We start from the raw sequence: 22855 nt of genomic DNA on the forward strand, positions 1-22855 counted from the left end.
ACCATGGACCGGTGCACGGTGCGCGACGCCGTATTCGACTTCCTGCGCCGGTGCGGGGTGGACCGGGTCTTCGGCAACCCGGGCTCCACCGAACTGCGGATGCTCCGGGACTGGCCGGCCGATCTGACGTACGTCCTCGGATTGCAGGAGTCGGTGGCCGTCGCGGCCGCCGCCGGCTACGCGATCGGCAACGGGCGTGCCGCGGTGGTGAGCCTGCACTCGGCCGGCGGGGTCGGGCACGCGCTGGGCGCGGTCTTCAACGCGTACCGCGATCGGGTCCCGCTCCTGATCATCGCCGGTCAGCAGACCCGGGCGATGCTGCCGACCCGCCCGTTCCTGGCCGCCGACGAGCCGGCCGCCTTCCCTCGTCCGTACGTCAAGTGGAGTGCCCAGCCGGACCGCCCGCAGGACGTGCCGGCAGCGGTCGCCGAGGCGTACCGGATGGCCATGACGCCGCCGCGCGGGCCGGTGTTCGTGTCCGTACCGGAGGACGACTGGGACCAGCCCGCCGAGCCGGTCGCCGTCCGCGACGTACGCGGGGGCTACCGCGCCGATCCGGCCGACCTGCGCGAGGTGGCCGACGCGCTCAACGGCGCCCGGCGCCCGGTGCTGGTCATCGGCGCCGGCGTCGACGAGGACGACGCCCAGGAACTCGCGGTCGAACTGGCCGAGCGGGTGTCGGCCCCGGTCTGGCTGACGCCGCTGTCGGCGAGGTCCGGCTTCCCGGAGGATCATCGGCTGTTCCGGGGGTTCCTGCCGCCGGTGCGCGACCAGATCGCCCGGCGGCTCGACGGTCACGACGTCGTGGTCGCGCTCGGTGGCTCGTTCTTCAAGTACCACGTGCACACGCCGGGTCCGTTCGTCCCGGCCGGCACGCGCCTGTTCCACCTCGACTGCGATCCGCTGCAAGCGTCCTGGGCACCGGTCGGCACCAGCGTGCTGACCACCGTCCGAAGTGGGTTGAGCGGACTGCTGGAGCTGGTGGAGAAGCACGAGCGCCCGGTTCCGCCGCCACGGGCGGCCCCGCGGCCGGCGCCGGCGCGGGATCCGATCGAGGCCGCCCTGGTGATCGATACGCTGCGGTCCCTGCTCCCGGCCGGTGCCGTCGTCGTGGAGGAGGCGCCGAGCCACCGCGAGGTGTTCCACGCCCGGCTTCCGATCACCCGGCCCGGGGGCTTCCTCACCACGGGCAGCGGCGCCCTCGGCTGGGGGATGCCGCTCGCCGTCGGCCGGGCCCTGGCGGCCCGGGCCGAGCGGGTCGTCTGCGTGATCGGCGACGGCTCCAGCATGTACTCCGTCCAGGCCCTGTGGACGGCGGCGCGGTACGGGGCCGGAGTGACCTTCGTGGTCCTCGACAACGGCGGCTACACCGCGGTCCGGCAGATCGGCCGGCGCCTGGGCACGCCCGATCCGGTCGGCACCGAGCTGGCCGGCATCGACCTCGTGGCCGTGGCCGCCGGATTGGGCTGCCCTGGCGCCCGGGTGCCGGCGGCGGCCGGCCTGGCTGCCGCGCTCGCGGACGCGCTCACCGCGGAGGGCCCGTTCCTGCTGGTCGTCCCCGTCGTGGCGGACGGCGCCGCCGCCTACGAGGAGGAGCCGGAGTGACCACGATGCTGGAGATCACCGGTCTCGGGCACGCGTACGACGGCCACGTGGCGCTGGACGGCGTCGACCTCCGGATCGCGCGCGGCGAACTCGTCGGCATCGTCGGCCCGTCCGGCTGCGGCAAGTCCACCCTGCTGCGCTGCGTGGCCGGGCTGGTCCCGCCGGCCGCGGGCGGCATCCGCATCGACGGCCGCCCGGTGGCCGGTGTGCCGGACGATCTCGCCGTCGTGTTCCAGGAGTACAGCCGCTCGCTGCTGCCGTGGCTCACGGTCCGGGACAACGTGGCGCTGCCGCTGCGCCGGCGCGGCCGGAGCCGGGCTCAGCGGCGAGCGGAGGCGACGGCGGCCCTCGACGCGGTCGGCCTCGCCGCCGTCGGCCACAAGTACCCGTGGCAGCTCTCCGGTGGCATGCAGCAGCGGGTGTCGATCGCCCGGGCGCTCGCCTACCGGCCGTCGTTGCTGCTGATGGACGAACCGTTCGGGTCGGTGGACGCGCAGACCCGGGAGGATCTGGAGGACCTGCTGCTGAAGGTGCGCGGGACCAGCATGACCATCCTGTTCGTCACCCACGACATCGACGAGAGCGTCTACGTGAGCGACCGGGTGGTGGTGCTCGGGCCGGCGCCCGGCAGTGTCGTGGCGGATCTGCCGGTGCGTCTGCCGATCCGCGGGGACCAGATCACGACCCGGGAGCAGCCCGAGTTCGTCCGGCTCCGCGCCGAGGTCGGGCGCCGGGTCCGGGGCAGCGCGACCACCAGCGCCGACTGATCTCCCGGTCAGGAGTCTCACCCCGCACTTGAGCACCTTCGCGGTCCTGCCTGTCCCGGGAGATGAACGAGCGTTAAGCTGACGGTGTGACTGTGGATCGACTGCTTCCCACCGCCGAGGCGCACGAACTGCTCGACCTGACGCAGGAGCTCGCCACCCGTGAGCTGGCCGGCAAGGTTGACGACTTCGAGGCGCGCGGCGAGTTCCCCCGGGAGGTGCTGCGCACGCTCGGGCGCTCCGGCCTGCTCGGTCTGCCGTACGCGGAGAGCGACGGCGGCGCCGGCCAGCCGTACGAAATATATCTTCAGGTTCTGGAGATCCTGGCCGGAACGTGGCTCGGGATCGCCGAGGCGGTCAGCGTGCACACCCTGTCCTGTTTCCCGGTCGCGGCCTTCGGCAGCGAACGGCAGCGCAAAGCGCTGCCGGAGATGCTCGGCGGCGAACTGCTCGGCGCCTACTGCCTCTCCGAGCCCCAGGGCGGCTCGGACGCGGCGAGCCTGGCCACCCGCGCCGTGCCCGACGGCGAGGACTGGCTGGTCAACGGCGTTAAGGCGTGGATCACGCACGGCGGCCAGGCCGACTTCTACAACATCTTCGTCCGCACCGGCGGCCCCGGCCCGAAGGGCATCTCCTGCCTGCTCGCCGACGCGAACACGCCCGGCCTGCTGCCGCAGGCGCGGGAGCGGCTGATGGGGCTGCGCTCGTCGGCGCCGGCGCAGATCGTCCTGGACAACGCGCGGATCCCGCACGACCGCCTCGTCGGCGAGGAGAACGGCGGCTTCGCCATCGCCATGCAGGCGCTCGACGCGGGGCGGCTCGGGATCGCGGCGTGCGCGGTCGGGCTCGCGCAGGCGGCGACGGACTACGCGACCGGGTACGCCCGCGAGCGTGAACAGTTCGGTCAGCCGATCGGGCGATTCCAGGGCGTCGGGTTCCTGCTCGCCGACATGGCCACCCAGGTCTCCGCGGCCCGCGCGCTGCTGCTGGCGGCGGCCCGGTTGAAGGACGCCGGCCGGCCGTTCTCGATCGAGGCGGCGAAGGCGAAGCTGTTCGCCACCGACGTCGCGATGCGGGTCACCACGGACGCCGTGCAGGTGCTCGGTGGGTACGGGTACGTCGCCGACCACCCGGCCGAGCGCTGGTTCCGCGAGGCGAAGGTGCTGCAGATCGTCGAGGGCACCAACCAGATCCAGCGGATGGTGATCGCCCGGTCGCTGACCGGCTGAGCGGCTCGGGGAGCCCGGTCGTTACTCTTACCGGCGTGGAAGAGATCGACCGGGCGATCGTGTCCGCCCTCACCGTGGACGGCCGGCTGTCCTACACCGATCTGGCCGAGCGGGTGGGCCTCAGTGTCTCCGCCGTGCACCAGCGGGTCCGTCGTCTCGAACAGCGTGGGGTGCTCGCCGGGTATACGGCAAAGGTGTCGTATGAGGCGCTCGACCTGCCGTTGACGGCGTTCGTGGCGATCCGTCCGTTCGACCCCTCGCAGCCGGATGACGCGCCGGAGCGGCTGGCGCATCTTTCCGAGATCGACTCCTGCTACTCGGTGGCGGGGGAGGACTTCTACATGCTGCTGGTGCGGGTGAAGAGCCCGGCGGATCTGGAGCGTCTGTTGCAGGACATCCGGACGGCGGCGAACGTCACGACCCGTACGACGGTGGTGTTGTCGACGCCGTACGAGAATCGGCCGCCGCGGATCGCGCCGCCGGCGTCCACTGAGTGATCGCCTGCCGGCGTTCCCGGCCGAGATTTCTCGACCTAGCCTCCTAGGACGCCCAGCGGGTTGTGTACCGCGCCACTCGACGGCTGGCAAGCTGATAGCCATGGATGCGATAGCCGCCGAGACCTCCCCGACCGGCCATCCCCGTCGCGCCTCGTGGACCCTGCGGGCCGCCATGGAGTGACCCGTGTCAGGTTCACCGGGGCGCGCGTTGTCCTCACGAGGAACGGCGCGAGCGGAAGGTGGACACCATGCGACGACGAACCCTGCTGGGCGCCGGCGCCGCGTCAGTGGCTGTCGGCGGCCTGTGGGCGTACGGCAGCGGACGGGCGGCCGTCGCGCCGCTTGCCGTGCCGTCGGTGCCGCCCGGACCCGAGCGGTGTGAGCTGCGGTACTCCAAGGCGCGGGGGACGACCGTGGACTTCTACACGGCGGTGCCGGCCGGGCACGGGGACGGATCGGGGCTCCCGGTCTGCCTGGTGCTGCACGGTGGCTCGAAGCGGCCGGCCGACTTCGGCGGGCTCGGGCTGGGGCGGTTCCTGACCCAGGCGGTGGCCCGGGGTGCGGCGCCGTTCGTACTGGCCGGGGCGACCGGGGATCGGCTGGCGTGGCAGCCGGCCGGGCGGGACGATCCGCAGCGGATGGTGCGCGAGGAACTGCCGGTCTGGTGCGCGGCGCGCGGATTCGACGTCGCGCGGCTGGCGGCGTGGGGCTGGTCGATGGGCGGGTACGGCTCGTTGCTGCTGGCGGAGGCCTTCCCGCGGTTCGTACGGGCGGTGGCGGCGTTCTCCCCGGAGGTCGTGCCCGGGGACGCGGTGTTCCGGGCCGCCGACCGGTTGCTGGGGACGCCGGTCGGGCTGTGGTGCGGTCGTGACGACCCGCTTCTCTCGAATGTGCGGGCGCTACGGCGGGCGTTGCCGGCAGCGCCCGCGGCGGGGACGTTCGGTCCGGGCAGGCACGACTTCAGCTACTGGAGCACCGTCCTTCCGGCGGCTTTCGCCTTCATCGCCGAGCGATTGAGCAGCCCCGCCTGAGCCGGCCCGTCCTCATGCCCTCAGCGGTCCGAGCCGATCATTTCGAGCCCGGTAGCTTGACCTGGCCATTCCGGTCACTCCAGGCCGTCGCGGGGGATCGGGCCGCCGATCCGGAAGTCGTGGAAGGTGACTTCCAGCCCGGCCCGCTCCGGCGAGCAGCACATCACGCCGACGTCCACGGTCTCCGGAAGATCCAGGTGGCCGAGCCGGACCAGGTGCCAGGATCCGTCCTCGCCACCGCGGTGCACGCACACCGCGGAGCCGAACCGGGTCAGGCGAAGCGCCATCGTTCCCTGATGGCCGGGCAGCGGCACCACGGAAAGATCCGAGTGCTCGCGGGTGAGGACCGTGCTGAGCTGCACCGCGCCGGAGGTGACCTCGAGCCCGGTCTTCAGCCAGTTGCGCTCATCGGCTCGGAGCATCAGCCCAGCCTGGTCGAACAGCGCGGAATGCCCGGCGGCGACCACCACCTCGGCGGTGAAATCGCCGGTCACCGGACGGTGGTAGAAGTGTCCGTTGTCGGTGACGTAGCCGTAGAACGTCCGCCGCCAGAAGTCGGTCTTCAGCCCGGTGACGACGGTGAGAACGCCGTCCTTGTCCGACCACTGTGGAGGCTCGTTGAGCCAGGACATCGCGCTCACCATCGGGCCATTCTAAGGACATCGATCTTCCGGCGGGTACGCCGTGAGGGCTGATCGTTCGGGGTCGACCGAACGATCGCGCTCCTGGGGTGGCAGGGCTGCCGCCGCACCCGTTCCCCGGCAACTACCGCAGGCGCAGAACCGGATCCGACCAGCCGGTGTCGCGGACACCGGCGTCGAGGGCCGCGGAAAGAGCGCGTTCCTCGTAGCGGAAGTGCGATTCCATGATCGCGGCCAGCCCGTCCAGTTCGGGGCCGATCGCCGCGGGGTCGGCCTCCGTGATCCGGGTCAGGAGTCCGGTGATCAATACATGATCCTCGACCAGCTTCCCGATCGTGGGCTCGAGGTCGGGCCGCTCCCGCGCCAGCGCCGCGAACAGTCCGCCGTCCTCACCCTGGTGATGGGTGGTCAGCGCGGTGCAGAAGGCCAGGCAGTGGGTGCGTAGATCGGCTGCTTGAAGGCGGCCGCTACGCAGGTCGGCCAGCCGCCGGCGCAGCTCCTGATGAGCCTCGGCGAGCTGCCTGCTGAGCGCGGCAACACGATCCCCGCCGGGGGAAATGCCCCGGCTCGTCCCCGCGGCGAGAGGTTGATCGACCCCGGCGACATGGTCGCCGTCGGGGGAGTGGCTCTGGTTGATCGCCGCGACGTGTTTGTCGCCGGCCGAGTGGTTCTGGTCGATCCCGGCGACCTGGTCGCCGTTGGGGGAGGCCACGCAGGCAGTCCCTTCGGTTCCACACCTCCATGTCCGGCGCAGTCCGCCGTCGACACGCGATGCTGCCCGACATCCGACCATAAATCCCACCGCCGGGCAAGGTCGCAGCTGCTCCCGGATCAGTGCTTCCGGTCAGGGCTTCAGGTCCGCGTAGGCGCACTGGGTGCGATACGGCAGGGCGTACGCGTCACGGCCGAGCAGCGCCGGATGGGTTGCGCTCAGTTGACGCACCTGGGCCAATACGGCGGCGCGTTCGTCGGCGGGCATCAGGATCAGCCGGCTGCGGGAGGCGACCAGGTCGAGCAGTTCGGCCGGTCGCATGTTGTGGGTCCAGCCGAATGTGCTGGTGGTGACCGGGCCGAACGGTGGGCCCATGGTGATGTCGCGGTGCCGGTCCTCGCGGCCGATGATGTTGCCGAGCCGGTGGACCCAGTCGGTGCGTTCGTCGCGGAGGTTCCAGATCAGGCCGAGGCGGCCGGTCGGGGTGAGCACCCGGGCGATCTCCGGGATGGCGCGGGCCGGGTCGATCCAGTGCCAGGCCTGTGCGACCAGGACGACGTCGACGGATGCGTCCGGCAGCGGGATGTGTTCGGCGGTGCCGATCTGGGCGGATATCTCGGGTATGGCCCGGCGTAGTTCGCCGAGCATTCCCTCGGACGGGTCGACGGCGAGGACGTCGAGACCACGGTCGCGGATCTGCCGGGTCAGTTTGCCGGTGCCGGCGCCCAGGTCGAGGACGCGGGGGCGGCCGGGAGGCAGCAGAAAATCAAGGGCGGTTTCCGGGTACGGCGGACGGCCCCGTTCGTAGGCGGCGGCCGCCGCACCGAAGGAGGACGCGGCGGAGGTGGTGTCCTGATCCACGGAAGCGATCCTATGGGCGTTGTCTATGAATCGGCTGCGATCACTCATCCGTTTCAAAGACGCGCCGGGCGGGAACCCTGATGATCGAGGCATTTCCAGAGTCCGGAGAGACCACGGAGGGTGGACATCATGAGCATCGGCGACAAGATCAAGAACAAGGCCGAGGAGCTGTCCGGCAAGGCGAAGCAGGGCGTCGGCGAGGCGACCGACAACCCCCGCCTGTACGCCGAGGGCGAGGCTCAGGAGGCCGCCGCGCATGCCAAGCAGGCCGGTGAACACGTGAAGGACGCCGGCCGCGACGTCCGCGACGCCCTGAGCTGAGCGGCAGCACGACTGACAGGCAGGACGTGAAAAGGGGCTCCCGCGGGAGCCCCTTTTCTCAGACCGTCGCCACGCTCTGCTGCTTACGCCACCATTCCTGTCCGGACTCCGGCAACGTGTCGATCGGGTCGTAGTACGCGTACAGCTTGCTCAACGCCTCGCTGTCGTCCTTCTCGATCGACGTCCGGTAGTTCTTCGTCCAGTACGAGATGCCGTGCTCCCGGTCGTACTCGGCGACCATGTGCACCCACCGTTTGCCGACGAACGGCACGTCGCAGACGATCCGCGGCGTCGCGTAACCCGGCAGGTAGCCCATCATGTCGTGCTGCAACTGCTGGGCGTGCCACACCGGCACCCGCCAGTGTTCCGCGTTCGGAATCATGTCGCACATGTAGAAGTAGTACGGCAGGATCCCGGCCTCACCCTGCAGCGCGAAGCACAGGTCGAGCAGGTCGGGGGTGGTCGCGTTGACGCCGCGCATCAGCACGCCCTGGTTGCGCACGTCGCGCACGCCGACCTCGAGCAGCGTCTGGGTGGCTTTCGCGACCGCGGGGGTCAGCGAGTTCACGTGGTTGACGTGGGTGTGCACGGCCAGGTTGACGCCGCGCCGCTGGGCGGTGACCGCGACGCGGTGCATTCCCTCCACGACGTCGTCCTGGAGCCAGTGCTGGGGGAGACCCATCAGCGCCTTGGTGGCCAGCCGGATGTCGCGCACAGTCGGCACCGCGAGCAGGCCCATCAGGTACGCCTCGAGCTGCTTCCACGGCACGTTGGCCACGTCGCCGCCGGAGACGACCACGTCGCGGACGCCGGGGTGGGCCTTCAGGTAGTCCAGGTGGGCCGCGTAGCGGTCGACCGGCTTCTGCACGAGTTTGAGCTTGGCGACCGCCGGCGTGCTGTTGCCGACGAGGTCCATCCGGGTGCAGTGCCCGCAGTACTGCGGGCAGGTGGAGAGCAGCTCGGCGAGCACCTTGGTCGGGTAGCGGTGGGTGAGGCCCTCGGCGACCCACATGTCGTGCTCGTGCAGCGAGTCGCGGCTGGCGTTCGGGTGTGACGGCCAGTCCAGCTGCCGGTCACTGGCGACCGGCAGCATGTAGCGGCGCACCGGGTCGGCGTAGAACGACGCGGTGTCCGGCACCTGGTGCGGCACCATCGTGTTCAGCATCTGCGGCGGGATCAGCATCGACATGGTGGCCAGGCGCTCCTGGTCGGCCTCCAGGTCGGCGTAGAACGACTCGTCGACCAGGTCGCCGAGCACGGTTCGCAGCTGCTTCACGTTCTTCACGCAGTTGACGCGCTGCCATTGGGCGGACTGCCACTGCGCGGCGGTGACATCGCGCCACCCCGGGAACCGGGTCCAGTCCGGCTCCACCAGCTCGCGCCGTTGGTACTCGTAGGGCTGTCCGGCAGAGAGCTCGGCCACCGCGTCCTCCCATGATCGGTTGTATAGGATCCCCAACGTACTGGAGAATCTTCGGTCTAGAAACCCAGGGTACGAAAGATTTACGGTAGACCGGCTCTGGACGATAATTGTTGTGGTCAAGGAGGATGTTGATGTCGGGTTCGGTGGGTCTGTCGAGGGTCGTGGAGCCGGCCGGGGTGCTGCCCCAGGCCGCCTGGCGTCTGAACGCCTCCCCGGAGATCGGCCCGGACGAGGTGCGCATCCGGGTGCAGCGGCTCAACCTCGACGCCGCCAGTTATCGGCAGCTCGCGCAGAAACACGAGGGGGACGGCGAGAAGATCCGCGCCGAGGTCCTGGAGATCGTGGAGACCCGCGGCAAGATGCACAACCCGGTCACCGGCTCCGGCGGCATGCTGATCGGCGTGGTCGAGCAGGTCGGCCCGGAGTCGCCGCTGGGCGTCAAGCCCGGTGACCGGGTGGCCACGCTGGTCTCGCTGACCCTGACCCCACTGCGGATCACCGACGGGCTCAAGGCCTGGGACGGGCTGAGCGAGCAGGTCCCCGCCGAGGGGACCGCGATCCTGTTCGGCCGCTCGATCGTCGGTGTGCTCCCCGACGACCTGCCGCCCGAGCTGGCCCTGGCCGTCTACGACGTGTGCGGCGCGCCGGCCCTGGTCGACCGGGTCGTCCGCGGCTATCGGGAGCCGACCGTGCTGGTGCTCGGCGGGGCCGGCAAGAGCGGCTCGCTGAGCCTGGCCGCGGCCAAGCGCGCCGGTGCCCGTACCCAGGCGATCGTCGTCTCCGAAGCGGAGCGGGACACGCTGGCGCGAGTCGGCGTCGCGGACCAGATCGCGATCGCCGACGCCCGGAACCCGGTCGAGGTGGCCGCGAGCTTCGACCGGCCGGCGGAGATCACGGTCGTCTGCGTGGACGTGCCCGGCTGCGAGCACGGCGCGATCCTGGCGACGGCGCCGGGCGGCACCGTGATCTTCTTCTCGATGGCGACCAGCTTCTCCGCGGCCGCGCTCGGTGCCGAGGGCCTGGCCGCGGACGTGACCATGCTGGTCGGCAACGGTTACGTGCCCGGCCACGCCGAGTTCGCGGTGGACCTGCTGCGCACGACGCCAGCGGTGCGCGCGTTGTTCGAGGCGCGGGTAGCGGGAGACTGACCGCATGACTCAACCCTCGGTCCGCTACACCAACGGTCGCTTCTACTCCGCCGCCGAGCCGCGCGCTACCGCGATGCTGGTCCGTGACGGTGTCATCGCCTGGCTCGGTGACACCGCCGACGCGCCGGCCGCCGACCACACCGTCGACCTGGAGAACGCGCTGGTCACCCCGGCGTTCGTGGACGCGCACCTGCACGCCACCGACACCGGTCTGGCGTTCGACGGCCTCGATCTGTCCGGCGTGCGCTCGGCGCGCGAGCTGCTGGACGCGGTCGCCGCGTTCGCGTCGACCCGCCCGGCCGGTGCCGTGGTGCACGGGCACGGCTGGGACGAGTCGACCTGGTCCGAGCAGACTCCGCCGGCCGCGGCCGAGCTGGACCGGGCCGCGGGGGGCCGCATGGTGTACCTGTCGCAGGCCTGCGTGCATTCCGCCCTGGTGTCGTCGGCGCTGCTGCCGGAAGCCGAGGGCGTGGAGGGTTACCACCCGTCCGGCTGGGTGCGCGAGCAGGCGCACCACGCGGTACGGGCGGTCGCGCTCGGCTCGCTCACCGCCGCGCAGCGGACCGCGGCGCAGCGGACCGCGCTGAGCCGGGCGGCGTCGCTGGGCATCGCCGCAGTGCACGAGTGCGGCGGCCCGGGCACGTCGAGCGAGGCCGACTTCCGGTCGGTGCTGGAGCTGTCCGGGCAGGGGCTGCCGCAGGTGTTCGGCTACTGGGGTGAGCTGGGCGGTGCCGATCGGGCCCGGGAGCTGGGCGCGCACGGCGCGGCCGGTGACCTGTACGCCGACGGCGCGCTCGGGTCGCGGACCGCGTCGGTGCGCTCGCCGTACCTCGACGGCGACCACGGCTGCGGCGAGGCGTTCCTCACCGCCGAGCAGGCCGCCGAGCACCTGCTCGACTGCGTCCGGATCGGCTTCCAGGGCGGCTTCCACGCGATCGGCGACGCCGCCATCGAGACCGTCCTCGAGGGCTTCGCGATCGCCGCCAAGCAGGTCGGCGTCGACCGGCTGCGCGAGGGCAACCACCGGATCGAGCACGTCGAGCTGATCGACAAGGCGATGATCGCCCGGATGGTCGAGTTCGGGGTGATCGCCTCGGTGCAGCCGGTCTTCGACGCGCTCTGGGGCGGTACCGACCGGATGTACGCGCAGCGCCTCGGCGTCGACCGGGCCCTGGCCAGCAACCCGATCGGGGCGATGCACGCGACCGGGGTCGCCCTCGCGTTCGGTTCCGACTCACCGGTGACGGCCCTGGACCCGTGGGCGATGGTGGTGGCCGCCGCGGCCCCGCGCAATCCGGTGCACCGGATGAAGGTGCGGGCGGCGTTCGCGGCCAGCAGCCGGGGCGGCTGGCGGGCCGCCGGTGTGGACCGGGTGGGCGTGCTCGCGCCCGGCGCCTCGGCCACCTTCGCGGCCTGGGACACCCCGGCCGCGGTCGTCGAGGGCCTGCCGGCGCTGCTGCCGGACCTCGACGGCGTTGTTCCGCAGCGGCCGGTCTGCCGGCGCACAGTGCTGCACGGCGACACGATTTACGAGAGCTAGGAGCTATCAGTTGGCCGGGAAGCTGGATCTGGACCCGCGGACCGTCGCGCGGGCACGGGCGCTCGCCGCGAAAGCCGGGCAGCCCGTCGTCGACCTCGCGCGGTCGCACACCACCGTCTCGGTGGAGCGGGCGGTGCTGCGCCTGGCCGGCGTGCACGGCGCCGACGCGGACGGGATCCCCTGGGTGAACCGTCTGGTCGACGCCGTGCGCGCGGATGTCGGGCTCGGCCACGGGGTGGCGGTGCCGGTGTTCCACGCGGCCACCACGACCGGGGTCGAGGACCTGACCGTGCTCGCGCAGAAGGCGGCGGCGGGCTCGGTGCGATTCGACGTACCGGAGAAGAAGGCCGAGATCGCCACGGCCCGGCGGCTGGCGCGCAGGGCCGCCGGGGCCGGTCTCAAGATCGTTGATCGGCGCCGGGCCGAGCGGGACCGGCTGATCAAGCGGTTCGGCGATCCGAAGCAGCGTCCGTGGATCTACCTGATCGTGGCGACCGGCGACATCTACGAGGACATCCCGCAGGCGCAGGCGGCGGCCCGGGCCGGCGCCGACATCATCGCGGTGATCCGGTCGACCGGGCAGTCGCTGCTGGACTACGTGCCGGAGGGCGCGACCCGGGAGGGGTTCGCCGGCACGTACGCCACCCAGGAGAACTTCCGGCTGATGCGGGCCGCGCTCGACGAGACGTCGAAGGAGCTGGGCCGCTACATCCGGCTGACCAACTACGCGTCCGGGCTTTGCATGCCGGAGATCGCCGCGCTGGCCGGGATGGAACGGCTGGACATGATGCTCAACGACTCGATGTACGGCATCCTGTTCCGCGACATCAACCCGATCCGGACCTTCGTCGACCAGCGGTTCTCGCGGCAGGTGCACGCCCGCGCCGGGATCATCATCAACACCGGTGAGGACAACTACCTGACCACGGCGGACGCGGTCGAGGCCGCGCACACCGTCACCGTCTCCCAGCTGCTGAACGAGTTCTTCGCGCACGAGGCCGGGCTGCAGGACTGGCAGCTCGGGCTCGGGCACGCGTTCGAGATCAACCCGGACCTGCCGGACTCGTTCCGCCTGGAGCTCGCCCACGCGCTGCTCGCCCGGGAACTGTTCCCGGAAGCGCCGCTGAAGTGGATGCCGCCCACCAAGCACATGACCGGCGACGTCTTCCGCGGAAACCTGCTCGACGGGTTCTTCAACCTCGCGGGCGCGCTGACCGGGCAGGGCATCCTGCTGGTCGGCATGATGACCGAGGCCGTGGTGACCCCGTGGCTCTCCGACCGCGACATCGCGCTGCAGAACGTGAAGTACGTGCTCAACGGCGCCGGGAACCTGCACGAGGACTTCACCCCCGGCCCGTTCATCCGGGGCCGCGCCGACCAGGTCCTGAACGAGGCCATCGACCTGCTCGAGCGCATCGTCGACGACACCCTGATGGACGCGATCGCCGACGGCACCTTCGGCCTGATGAAGCGCCCCGCCGACCGCGGCAAGGGGCTCGACGGCGTCGCCAGGCAGGAAGAGGACTACTACAACCCGGTCGAGGAGATGCTGTGATCGTCCGCCCTTACGGAGACACCACCGGCGACGGGATGGTCCAGCTCTCCTTCACCCTGCCGATCCCGCACGACAAGCGCGCCGAGGGCGCCGCCCTGCAACTGGCCGGCAAGATGGGCATGGACCCGGCGATGCTGGTGCACGCCAAGCAGATGGGCGACGGGTTCACCTTCTTCGTCGTCTACGGCAAGGTCGGCCACCTCGTCGACACCGACAAGGTGCAGGTCGTCGAGCGGGACTTCCCGCTGCTGAGCGCCAAGGAGGTCAACGCGGCCATCAAACGGCGGCTGCGGCGCCGGCTCAACGTGGTCGGCGCCTGCATCGGCACCGACGCGCACACCGTCGGCATCGACGCGATCCTCAACCTCAAGGGCATCGCCGGCGAGAAGGGCCTCGAGTACTACTCGGAGCTGTCGGTGACCAACATGGGCGCGCAGGTGTCGGTGCCCGAGCTGGTGGAGACCGCCCGGGAGAAGAAGGCCGACGCGGTCCTGGTCTCCCAGGTGGTCACCCAGCGCGACGCGCACCTGCACAACACCCGGGCCATGTCGGCGGCGTTCCGCGAGGCGCTGCCGGCCGGCAAACGGCCGCTGCTGATCGTCGGCGGGCCCCGCTTCGACGAGCTGATGACCGGCGAACTGGGCGTCGACCGGATCTTCAGCCGTGGCACCACCCCTCGTGAAGTCGCTTCCTACCTGGTCCACGCGTTGACGGAGAACCGAGCATGATCACTGTTAAGCACCGGCGCTACGTGCCGTACTCGCACGCGCACTACGCCGGGAACCTGGTCGACGGGGCGTACTCGCTCGGCCTGTTCGGCGACGTCGCCACCGAGGTCTGCATCCAGCTGGACGGCGACGAGGGGCTGTTCGCGTCGTACGACGACGTGCAGTTCAAGGCGCCGGTGCAGGCCGGGGACGTACTGGAGATCACCGCGACGGTGGTGCACATGGGCACCCGCAGCCGCCGGATCGAGTTCACCTCGACGGTGGTGTGCCGGGGCACCGGCGGTTCGGCGGCCGCCGTCCTGGAGCAGCCGATCGTCGCGGTGACCGCGGTGGGCACGGTCGTCGTGCCGCCCAAGGCGTGAGCCGGGCCGGCCGCGCGGCGACGGTGGACCGGTGAGGAAGTCGTCGGAGGCCGTCTGCGTCGACGTCGGTTCGACGTACACCAAGGCGGCCAGGATCGATCTGAGCGGCGGGGGACTGATCCGCCGGGCCGAGGTGCCGACGACCTCCGGGACGGACGTCCTGGCCGGTCTCGACGCCGCCGTGGCCGCCGTCGACGGCCACGGCGCGCCGCTCTACGTCTGCTCGTCCGCCGGCGGCGGCCTGCGGCTGGCGGTCGTCGGCTACGAGAGCCTGGTCACCGCGGAGGCCGGACATCGCGTCGGCCTGTCGGCCGGCGCGCAGGTGGTGCATGTCACCGCCGGCCCGCTGACCGGGGCGGCGGTCGCCGCGCTGCGCGCCGCCCGCCCGGACGTCGTGCTGCTGGTCGGCGGAACCGACGGCGGCGACGGCGAGGTGCTGCTGCACAACGCGCGGCGGCTGGCGAACAACCGGTTGCGGTTGCCGGTGGTCCTCGCCGGCAATCAGGACGTACGGGCGGAAGCGCTCGAGATCCTGACGGCGCGCGGCGTGCCGGTGACCGTGACCGGCAACGTGCTGCCGAGGATCGGGGTCCTCGACCCGCTGCCCGCCCGAGCCGCGATCCGCGACGTGTTCCTGCGGCACGTGATCGGTGGGAAGCGGCTGTCGAAGGGGCCCCGGTTCGCGTCGCTGGTGCGCGCGGCCACCCCGGATGCCGTCCTGGCCGGGGTGGAGCTGCTCGCCGACCGGGCCGGGTTCGGGGTCCTGGTGGTCGACGTCGGCGGGGCGACCACCGACGTGTACTCGGCCCTGCTGCCGGACGCCGAGCTCGCCACCGGTCCTCGCCGGGAGGTGGCGGGGACGTTGTGGCGCTCGCGCACGGTCGAGGGCGACCTCGGGGTGGCGGTCGGCGCGGCATCCACGCGCGACGCGGCGGCCGTGGAGAAGCTGGCCGCTCCCGCAACCGATCCGCAGCTGGCCGCGACCGCCGCGATGATCGCGCTGCGCCGGCACGCCCGGGGTCATTCGGCCGGTCCCGGCCTGCCCCGGACCGGTGGCCGGGACCTGCGCGACGTGCGCCTGGTCGTCGGCTCGGGTGGAGTCCTGCGTCACGGTGGCGGAGACCACGTGCTGGGCGCGGTGCTCGGGGACACGGCCGGTGGCTGGGCGCTTCCGGACCGGGCGCGAAGTGTCGTCGACCGTGAATACGTGCTGGCCGCCGCGGGATTACTGGCCGTCGATCAACCGGTCGCGGCCGGTGGGCTGCTGGACACCCTGCTCACCCCCGAGCGATATCGATAGAGTGCATTTTCGGACACGCCGGAGGATGCGACACGCCGGAACGGGTATCACCCGGTTGACAGACCGCCCCCGTCCGGACGTACCGTCTTCAGGTCCTGTCCCACCGGCATGCGACTGTGATCCGCTTCGTTCCCGTATCCACTGGCCGCAGTGCCGTCCTCATAGGGGTCGTGCGTTCAGCCAGGTCCAGGGGGTCCGGGTGCGCAGGCGGCGCGGACCGGGTCGCGACACCGGAAGCCGGGGCGAGCAGACCCTGGCCAGTAGACAACGGCACGGCGCGGGCAGCCAGCCTGTGACGAGTCGGTCCGAAGGTCAGCGGGACGTTCGCCGGGTAGACCAGCCGTGGCGGGACAGAAGCACCCGAGGGGCGCGGCCGCTGGACGCCGCGCCCCTCCGCCAGTTCTCCCAGCCGACTCCCATCCGCTTGGTACGACATCGAAGCCGACTGTCCAGCCGGGGTGGGGCGGAACGGCAGGTAGCCTGCCTGGCGTGGAAATGACGATGCCGCCACCGGAACTGGCCGAGCCGGGTCCGGGCGCCCCGCCGCCCCCCGCATCCGGGCGGCCACTGCGGCTGCCGGTGGCCGCGGCGCTCGCGGTGGCCGCGGGCGCGGCGCTGCTGCTGGCCCTTCCCCCGTACGACCTGTGGTGGCTGGCCCCGGCCGGCGTTGCGCTGCTGGCGGCGGCGGTGCACCGGCGGCGGCTGCGGTCCGGGTTCGGTCTCGGCTTCCTCGCCGGACTGGTCCTGTTCTACCCGCTGCTGAGGTGGACCGGGATCGCGGCCGGCTGGCTGCCCTGGGCGCTGCTGGCCACCATGCAGGCGGCCGTGCTCGGCCTGACCGGGCTCGCCGCCGCCTGGCTCTCCCCGCTGATCGACCGCCGCCGGGCGCTGTGGCCGCTGCTGACCGGCCTGGTCTGGGTCGCCGACGAGGCGCTGCGCGACCGCGCCCCGTTCGGCGGTTTTCCGTGGGGCCGGCTCGCGTTCAGCCAGGGCGACGCGCCGTCGCTGCGGCTCGCCGTCTGGGCCGGCGCCCCGCTGGTGACGTTCGCGGTCGCGGCCGCCGGTGGCGCCCTGGTCGCGCTGGCCTGGCGGTCCTGGCGGCGGCCCGCGATGCTGCCGGTCGCCGGGTTCGCGGCCGCGGCGGCGGTGCTGATCGGCGGCCCGGCCGCGGTGCCGCTCGCCGAGCCGGGCGGGGCGACCCGCACCGTCGCGATCGTGCAGGGCAACGTGCCCCGGCTCGGCCTGGACTTCAACGCCCAGCGCCGGGCGGTGCTGGACAACCACGTGACCGCGACCCGGCTGCTGGCCGCCGACGTGGCCGCCGGCCGGCAGCCGAAACCGGACCTGGTGGTGTGGCCGGAGAACTCCAGCGACATCGACCCGCTGCGCAACACGGACGCCGCCGAGGAGATCGCCGCCGCGGCCCAGGCGATCGGGGTGCCGATCCTGGTCGGCACGGTGCTGCGCACCGACAAACCCGCCGACATCAAGAACGCGGGCCTGCTGTGGATGCCGCTGACCGGGCCGGACCTCTCGCAGACGTACGTGAAACAGCACCCCGTGCCGTTCGCCGAGTACATGCCGATGCGCTCGGTCGCGCGGCTGGTCAGCGACAAGGTCGACCTGGTCAGGAACATGCTGCCCGGCGACCACCCCGGCGTGATCGACACCGGCGCACTGACGGTCGGCGACGTGATCTGCTTCGAGGTGGCCTACGACGGGATCGTGCGCGACACCGTCGCCGGGGGAGCGCAGATCCTGGCCGTGCAGACCAACAACGCCACGTTCGACGAGGGCGAGGCCCGGCAGCAGCTGGCCATGGTGCGGCTGCGGGCGGTCGAGCACGGTCTCGACTCGCTGATGGTATCGACGGTCGGCGTTTCCGCCTTCGTCGACACCGCCGGTGGCGTGCACGGTGGGACATCGTTCAACACCGCTGAAGTGGTGGTGCATAAAATGTCCACCGGTCGTACGCGTACGCTGGCGACTCGTTCGGGCATCTGGCCCGAGCTGATTGCGGTCGGTTTGACCGTGATCGCCCTGACCGGCGCCGCGCTCCTGCGTCGCCGGCGCATGGCTGACATCACTGGTGACAACAAGAGCGTGGAGGAAAGTTGAGCGAGGCGGAAGGCTACCCGGGAGTGGGGCGTGTCCTCGTGATCATCCCCACGTACAACGAAGCCGACAACGTACGTCTGATCACCGGCCGCGTCCGCCGCGCCGTCCCCGAGGTCGACATCCTGATCGCGGACGACAACTCGCCGGACGGCACCGGCGCCATCGCCGACGAGCTCGCCCTGGCCGACGACCACATCTTCGTCCTGCACCGGGCCGGCAAGGAGGGCCTCGGCGCCGCCTACAAGGCCGGTTTCGCCTGGGCCAAGGACAAGGGCTACGACGCGGTCGTCGAGATGGACGCGGACGGCTCGCACGCCCCCGAGGAGCTGCCCAAGCTGCTCAACGCGCTGGGCGAGGCCGACGCGGTGCTCGGCACCCGGTACATCCCGGGCGGCAGCGTGCACAACTGGCCGGTGCACCGGCTGCTGTTGTCGCGCTGCGGCAACATCTACATCCGGATGGCGCTCGGCATGCCGTTCAAGGACGCCACCGGCGGCTACCGGGCGTACCGGATGGCCGTGCTGGACGCCATCGACGTCTCGAGCGTCGCCTCCACCGGGTACTCGTTCCAGGTCGAGCTGGCCTGGCGGTCGCACCGCGGCGGGTTCCGGCTGGTCGAGGTGCCGATCACGTTCACCGAGCGCGAACACGGCGTGAGCAAGATGAGCGGCAACATCTTCAAGGAGCAGCTGCTCCGGGTCACCCTGTGGGGCGCGCAGGCCCGCAAGGAGAGCCTGCTGAACATGATGGGCCGCAAGCCGAAGCAGGAACAGACCTGGCAGTGACGGCGCACTCAGGCGAGTCGCAGGTTCCGGTGTCATGCTGGAGTGGCACGTAAAACCTGGAGGATCCCATGCGTCGTAGCCGGATGGCCTATCTGCCCTTCGTCTTCCCGCTGGTCGCGATCGTCGAGATCTCGGCCTTCCTGACGGTGGCCCACCTGATCGGGGCCGGCTGGGCGTTCCTGCTGCTCGCGGCGGCCACCCTCGCCGGGTTCTCGCTGGTGCGCCGGGAGGGCATGCGCGGCTGGCGGGCCTTCCAGCAGGCCGCCGCGGCCGGACAGCCACCCGGCACTGAGGTGACCAACTCGCTGGTCGGCCTCGGCGGGGCGCTGCTGCTGGCACTGCCCGGTTTCGTCACCGGGGTGGTCGGCCTGCTCCTGCTGGTGCCTCCGGGGCGGATCCTGGCCCGCCGGGCCGTGGAGCGGTTCGCCGAGCGCCGTCTCGGCGGTGGGCTCACTGGTGACCTGTTCGGTCCGCGCAAGGTCCGGGTCCGCGTCGACGACCCGACGGTCGTCGACTCGAGCGTCGTAAGCGATGACGTTCCGCGCGATCCGGTCGCCGCGATCGAGGGCGAAATTGTTCGCTAATCAGCTGTCTTCTGCGTTAATTGGCTACTGCTGACCGATTCCGCACCCGTTGTCCAGAGAGCACACGAAAAGGCCGTCCCATCCGGGACGGCCTTTTCAGTGTTCGTTAGCTGGTGTCAGCGACCGCGGCGGGTGCGGACTTCCTGCAGGCGCTCGTTGAGAATGTCCTCGAGCTCGGCGATCGAGCGCCGCTCGAGCAGCATGTCCCAGTGGGTGCGCGGCGGCTTGGCCTTCTTCTGCTCCGGCTCGCTGCCGTCGACCAGGCGGGCCACGCTGCCGTCGAACTTGCACTCCCAGGTGGTCGGCACCTCGGCGTCGACGGCGAACGGAACCTCGAACTGGTGACCCTTGACGCACAGGTACTCACGGGTCTGTCGGGGTGCCAGCTCGGTGTTACGGTCGGACTCGTAGCTGACTGCGCCTAGACGGCTGCCGCGCAGCATGCGTTCGCCCATGATCGGCTTCCCCTCGCTCGTGGTGCTGCTCTCGCTGATGTAACGAGAGGGGCGGCCGCCGGATTCCTGCGCCCGCCGAGTGTTCTATCGGTCTTTTACCCGCCCGGTAAAGGCGAAGTAACGCTATGAGCGTAACCGGCGTGCGACTCTACATCGCTAATTGAGCGGTCGTGAAGTGGACCTTGGTCCATTTTACGACCGTTTGACACATCTGCGGGTGGTGCGATGTCGGTCACTCGAGTGCCCGCCGCCCCTCGATCCATCGCCCGCCACCGCTTCGGATCCCGCGCTGTGATCGCGCGCTGACACAACGCTAGCTCACTGTCCCCACCCGTCGCCTCGTTCCATCACTTCGATCTTTACCACCCATGCCCATATATCAGCCCTAACTCGCCAAGATCACATCGAAAGTGGGTGGCGGAGGCCAATCGTCGGCCGGGCTGGGGCGGTCTGTCATCGGGCAGGCGTAGCCGGGGTCCGGGGATGTAATCGCTGGGCGTTGAACGCTCGCTGGCGCGGGGTGGCGGCCGGGGCCGGTCGTGGGGTGGGCCTGCCTGAGGTCCTGGGACAGAGGTGCCGGGGGTGGGGAGCCCGCTGGCGCGGGGCGGTGGTCGGGGGTGGTCGTGGGGTGGGCCTGGCTTGGGTTTGGGACGGAGCTGCCGGGTGTTGGGAGCCGTTGGCGCGGGGCGGTGGCCAGGGTTGGTCGTGGGGTGGGCCTGGCTGAGGTCCTAGGACAGAGGTGCCGGGTGTTGGGAGCCCGCTGGCGCGGGGCGGTGGCCGGGGGTGGGCTGGGTTGGGGTCCTGAGATGTGGCGCCGGGTGTTGGAAGGCTGCTGGCGTGAGGTGGTGGTCGGGGCTGGTCGTGGATGGGCCTGGCTGGGGTCTCGGGACGTAGTCGCTGGGCGTTGGAAGCTTGCTGGCGCGGGGTGGCGGCCGGGGTTGGTCGTGGGGCGCGCCCGGGGGATGTCCCGCGTCGGCTGGTCTCGTTCTGACGGTGCGCTCGCACATGCGAAACAGCCTTGCCCACAACGCATCGAGGGCGGCGCGGGCGGCGGAAGCAGGACATGCCCGCAGGCCGGGCTGAGGAGGGGTGGGGTGAGGCCAGTCGTCGGGTGGGCCGGGTTGGGACGGTCAGTCGTCGCGTGGGCCGGGTTGGGGTGGGGGTCGACGCTGGGCCGGGTTGGGGTGGGGCGGGGGTCGACGCTGGGCCGGGTTGGGGGTGGTCAGTCGTCGGGTGGGCTGGGTTGGGGCGGTCAGTCGTCGGGTGGGCCGGGTTGGGGTGGGGCGGGGGTCGACGCTGGGCTGGAGTGGGCCGGGGTGGGCTGGGCTGGGCGGCCGGTGCCGAGTGCGGCAAGGGCCGATGCCAAGTCGCTGACCTGGCCGGTCAGCTGTGCCACCCGTTGATGCGCGGCGTCCGCGTCGGCCCGTGCCGCCAGCAGACGGCGCTCCAGGTCGGCGCGCTCCTCGGCGGCCCGTTCCAGGTCCTTGCGGGCACGTTCGAAGTCGTCGGCCGTGCGCCGCAACTCGTCGCGGGCGGAGGTCACCGCGGCCAGTTCACGCCGCACCTCGGCCACCTCGGCGGCTGCCCGTTCGGCGCGCGTTGCGGCCTCCGAGATCGCCTGCTCGGCGCGAGTGCCGGCGTCGGTGATCGCCTGTTCGGCGCGCCTGGTGGCCTCGACGGCCGCCTGCTCGGCGATCTTCACGCGGCGGTTCGCCTGCTCGCCCGCCTCCCGCAACTCGTCGGCGGTCCCCCGGGCGGCCGCCAGGGCCTCTTCCGCGCGGGCGGCCGCTTCCTCCGTCGTACGGCGGAAATCGTTGTGGTCGCGCAGGGCCGCGGCCAGATCGCGTTCGGCGGCGTCTCGCTGGTTCTTCGTCTCCTGCGCCTCGCTGCGCGCGACGGCCAGCTCCGCACCGGCGGTGTCGCGCTCCGCCTCGGCACGTTCCCGTAGCGCGGCGGCGGCCGTCGCCGCCTTCACCGCCTCGTCGCGGGCCGTGACCGCGTCCTGCTCCCGCTTGCCGGCCTCCTCCGCGGCCCGCTGCGCCGCCGCCGCCCGCTGCCGCGCCTCGTCGCGCTCGGCCGTCGCGGCCGCCGCGATCTGCTGGGCCGACGCGGTCGCGGTCGCCGCCTGCTCCGCGTCCCGGCGCGCGTCGTCGCGCTCGCCGTGCGCGGCCGCGACCGCTCGCGACGTCTCCGCGCGAACTTCGGCGACCTGCCGTTCCACGCCGGCCGGGGACATCTCCGAATGCAACGCCTCGGTCAGGGTCCCGACCATCTGGTCGAGGCGGTCCACCACCTCCCAGGTGCGGGCCACCGAACCGGCCAGCCCCGGCGAGGAACGGTGCCGCATCCGCAGGTTGCGGGAGGCGCGCTGGCACTCACCGTCGTTGTCCCGGCAGTACCGGAACGGGCGGCCGGCGGAGGCGCGCTGGGGCACCGGACGGCCACAGTGGGAACAGGGTCGGGTTTCGGTCGCCTCTTCGGCGGGCTGATCCTGCGTCGTCATAGCACCCACCACCCTAGGCCGAGCGACGATCTTCCCCGCGTCAGCCACGCTGGGGCGCAGTGCCGCTTCGCCTGAGCTGATCTTGAAGGTGGCCTCGGGAGTCGCATCCTGAACGGCGGCCGCTGTCGGTGCGATGCTGGTCAGCGTGCTCTTCGGCACTCGGAACCGGGGAGCGGGGGGAGTCAGGCCGGTTGTCAGGCGGTCCACATGTGGTTGCCCTCGTGGCCCAAGCGGTCGCCGGCCTGCTCGGCTTCGTCGAGGAGTGCGGTATCGGCGAACTTTGGTGCCTCTGACCTTGCTGGTTCATCAAGGAACCCACCGCCCTGCGGAAACGTATCGCCGCCCGGCAACCGCGAGCGGCTCTACGGCGGCAACCCGCTGGCCACCTTGCCTGGCGTTCAACCTCGGCGACGCGCTAATCGTGGGTGGGTCCATCGGGAGTGACCCGGGTGGCTGTGTCGCTTGGTGGTCGAGCCCGGCCGCTTGCCAAGCGCGGGCAGCTTCATGGCGGTAGCCCGCCCGCCGTCGCGGAGCGGCGACCCGACGTCCGAGTACAAGCAAGCGCGGGCAGCTTCATCGGCAGTAGCCCGCCCGCCGTCGCACAGCGGCGACCCGACGTCCCAGTGCAAGATCGACTTGGGTCGGGCGGCATTGATGCTGGTGTGGCTCGCCTTTCCCGCGTTCCGCGGTTTG

At 71.5% G+C, this 22855-nt stretch carries 21 protein-coding genes; 15 read left to right on the plus strand and 6 right to left on the minus strand.

Annotated elements, in window-relative coordinates; all coding sequences use genetic code 11:
• Positions 1-3 precede the first annotated feature (3 nt).
• The 5 genes from mdlC (at position 4) to CHC09_RS21190 (ending at position 5126) form a co-directional block, all read left to right on the plus strand.
• Positions 4-1605, plus strand: a complete 1602-nt coding sequence (gene mdlC / locus CHC09_RS21170) for a benzoylformate decarboxylase (protein WP_089294880.1) — start codon at positions 4-6, stop codon at positions 1603-1605.
• A gap of 5 nt (positions 1606-1610) precedes the next feature.
• A complete protein-coding gene (locus CHC09_RS21175; protein WP_089294961.1) occupies positions 1611-2372 on the plus strand; it encodes an ABC transporter ATP-binding protein in 762 nt (253 codons plus the stop codon).
• An 86-nt stretch (positions 2373-2458) separates the two neighbouring features.
• Positions 2459-3598, plus strand: a complete 1140-nt coding sequence (locus tag CHC09_RS21180; protein WP_089294881.1) for an acyl-CoA dehydrogenase family protein — start codon at positions 2459-2461, stop codon at positions 3596-3598.
• 35 nt (positions 3599-3633) lie between these two features.
• On the plus strand, positions 3634-4095 hold the full coding sequence (locus CHC09_RS21185) for an Lrp/AsnC family transcriptional regulator (protein ID WP_089294882.1): 462 nt from the start codon (positions 3634-3636) through the stop codon (positions 4093-4095).
• Between the two features lie 248 nt (positions 4096-4343).
• A complete protein-coding gene (locus CHC09_RS21190; protein ID WP_089294962.1) occupies positions 4344-5126 on the plus strand; it encodes an alpha/beta hydrolase in 783 nt (260 codons plus the stop codon).
• A 74-nt stretch (positions 5127-5200) separates the two neighbouring features.
• On the opposite strand, the gene CHC09_RS21195 is transcribed toward CHC09_RS21190, so the two are convergent.
• The 3 genes from CHC09_RS21195 to CHC09_RS21205 form a co-directional block, all read right to left on the minus strand.
• A complete protein-coding gene (locus tag CHC09_RS21195) occupies positions 5201-5770 on the minus strand; it encodes a DUF1349 domain-containing protein (protein WP_089294883.1) in 570 nt (189 codons plus the stop codon).
• Positions 5771-5891: 121 nt separating this feature from the next.
• Positions 5892-6479, minus strand: a complete 588-nt coding sequence (locus CHC09_RS21200; protein ID WP_203833425.1) for a hemerythrin domain-containing protein — start codon at positions 6477-6479, stop codon at positions 5892-5894.
• 132 nt (positions 6480-6611) lie between these two features.
• On the minus strand, positions 6612-7340 hold the full coding sequence (locus tag CHC09_RS21205; protein WP_239138884.1) for a class I SAM-dependent methyltransferase: 729 nt from the start codon (positions 7338-7340) through the stop codon (positions 6612-6614).
• A 129-nt stretch (positions 7341-7469) separates the two neighbouring features.
• Here CHC09_RS21205 and CHC09_RS21210 point away from each other — a divergent pair, with 129 nt between their 5' ends.
• Entirely contained in the window at positions 7470-7661 is a 192-nt protein-coding gene (locus tag CHC09_RS21210) for a CsbD family protein (protein WP_089294963.1), read from the plus strand.
• A gap of 58 nt (positions 7662-7719) precedes the next feature.
• Here CHC09_RS21210 and CHC09_RS21215 read toward each other — a convergent pair whose 3' ends face one another.
• Complete coding sequence (locus CHC09_RS21215) at positions 7720-9084, minus strand: KamA family radical SAM protein (protein ID WP_239138883.1); 1365 nt, start codon at positions 9082-9084, stop codon at positions 7720-7722.
• A gap of 131 nt (positions 9085-9215) precedes the next feature.
• On the opposite strand from CHC09_RS21215, the gene kdd reads away from it, so the two are divergent.
• The 9 genes from kdd to CHC09_RS21260 all read left to right on the plus strand — a co-directional run bounded on the left by kdd (position 9216) and on the right by CHC09_RS21260 (position 19204).
• Positions 9216-10232, plus strand: coding sequence for an L-erythro-3,5-diaminohexanoate dehydrogenase (gene kdd, locus CHC09_RS21220; protein ID WP_089294887.1), 1017 nt, complete (start codon positions 9216-9218; stop codon positions 10230-10232).
• 4 nt (positions 10233-10236) lie between these two features.
• Positions 10237-11772 carry an amidohydrolase gene (locus tag CHC09_RS21225; RefSeq protein ID WP_089294888.1) on the plus strand — a complete coding sequence of 512 codons (1536 nt, stop codon included), beginning with the start codon at positions 10237-10239 and terminating at the stop codon, positions 11770-11772.
• A 10-nt stretch (positions 11773-11782) separates the two neighbouring features.
• Positions 11783-13327, plus strand: coding sequence for a lysine 5,6-aminomutase subunit alpha (gene kamD / locus CHC09_RS21230; protein WP_089294889.1), 1545 nt, complete (start codon positions 11783-11785; stop codon positions 13325-13327).
• Positions 13324-14055 carry a lysine 5,6-aminomutase subunit beta gene (gene kamE, locus CHC09_RS21235; protein ID WP_089294890.1) on the plus strand — a complete coding sequence of 244 codons (732 nt, stop codon included), beginning with the start codon at positions 13324-13326 and terminating at the stop codon, positions 14053-14055. The genes kamD and kamE overlap by 4 nt, the downstream gene beginning before the upstream one ends.
• Positions 14052-14417, plus strand: a complete 366-nt coding sequence (gene kal, locus CHC09_RS21240) for a 3-aminobutyryl-CoA ammonia lyase (protein ID WP_089294891.1) — start codon at positions 14052-14054, stop codon at positions 14415-14417. The genes kamE and kal overlap by 4 nt, the downstream gene beginning before the upstream one ends.
• A 31-nt stretch (positions 14418-14448) precedes the next feature.
• Complete coding sequence (locus CHC09_RS21245) at positions 14449-15717, plus strand: glutamate mutase L (protein WP_089294892.1); 1269 nt, start codon at positions 14449-14451, stop codon at positions 15715-15717.
• A gap of 495 nt (positions 15718-16212) precedes the next feature.
• On the plus strand, positions 16213-17835 hold the full coding sequence (lnt, locus tag CHC09_RS21250) for an apolipoprotein N-acyltransferase (RefSeq protein ID WP_239138885.1): 1623 nt from the start codon (positions 16213-16215) through the stop codon (positions 17833-17835).
• Positions 17832-18620 (plus strand): polyprenol monophosphomannose synthase, encoded by a 789-nt coding sequence (locus CHC09_RS21255; protein ID WP_089294893.1) that lies wholly within the window; start codon positions 17832-17834, stop codon positions 18618-18620. Before lnt ends, CHC09_RS21255 begins: the two co-directional genes overlap by 4 nt.
• A 68-nt stretch (positions 18621-18688) precedes the next feature.
• A complete protein-coding gene (locus tag CHC09_RS21260; RefSeq protein WP_089294894.1) occupies positions 18689-19204 on the plus strand; it encodes an FxsA family protein in 516 nt (171 codons plus the stop codon).
• 116 nt (positions 19205-19320) lie between these two features.
• Here the strand turns inward: CHC09_RS21260 and CHC09_RS21265 are convergent, their stop codons facing one another.
• Positions 19321-19659, minus strand: coding sequence for an RNA polymerase-binding protein RbpA (locus CHC09_RS21265; protein WP_014689763.1), 339 nt, complete (start codon positions 19657-19659; stop codon positions 19321-19323).
• 1252 nt (positions 19660-20911) lie between these two features.
• Positions 20912-22162: a coiled-coil domain-containing protein gene (locus CHC09_RS21270; protein WP_089294895.1), complete on the minus strand. Its 1251-nt coding sequence runs from the start codon at positions 22160-22162 to the stop codon at positions 20912-20914.
• Positions 22163-22855 lie beyond the last annotated feature (693 nt).

Source organism: Actinoplanes regularis, from assembly GCF_900188005.1.
Taxonomy (GTDB): domain Bacteria; phylum Actinomycetota; class Actinomycetes; order Mycobacteriales; family Micromonosporaceae; genus Actinoplanes; species Actinoplanes regularis.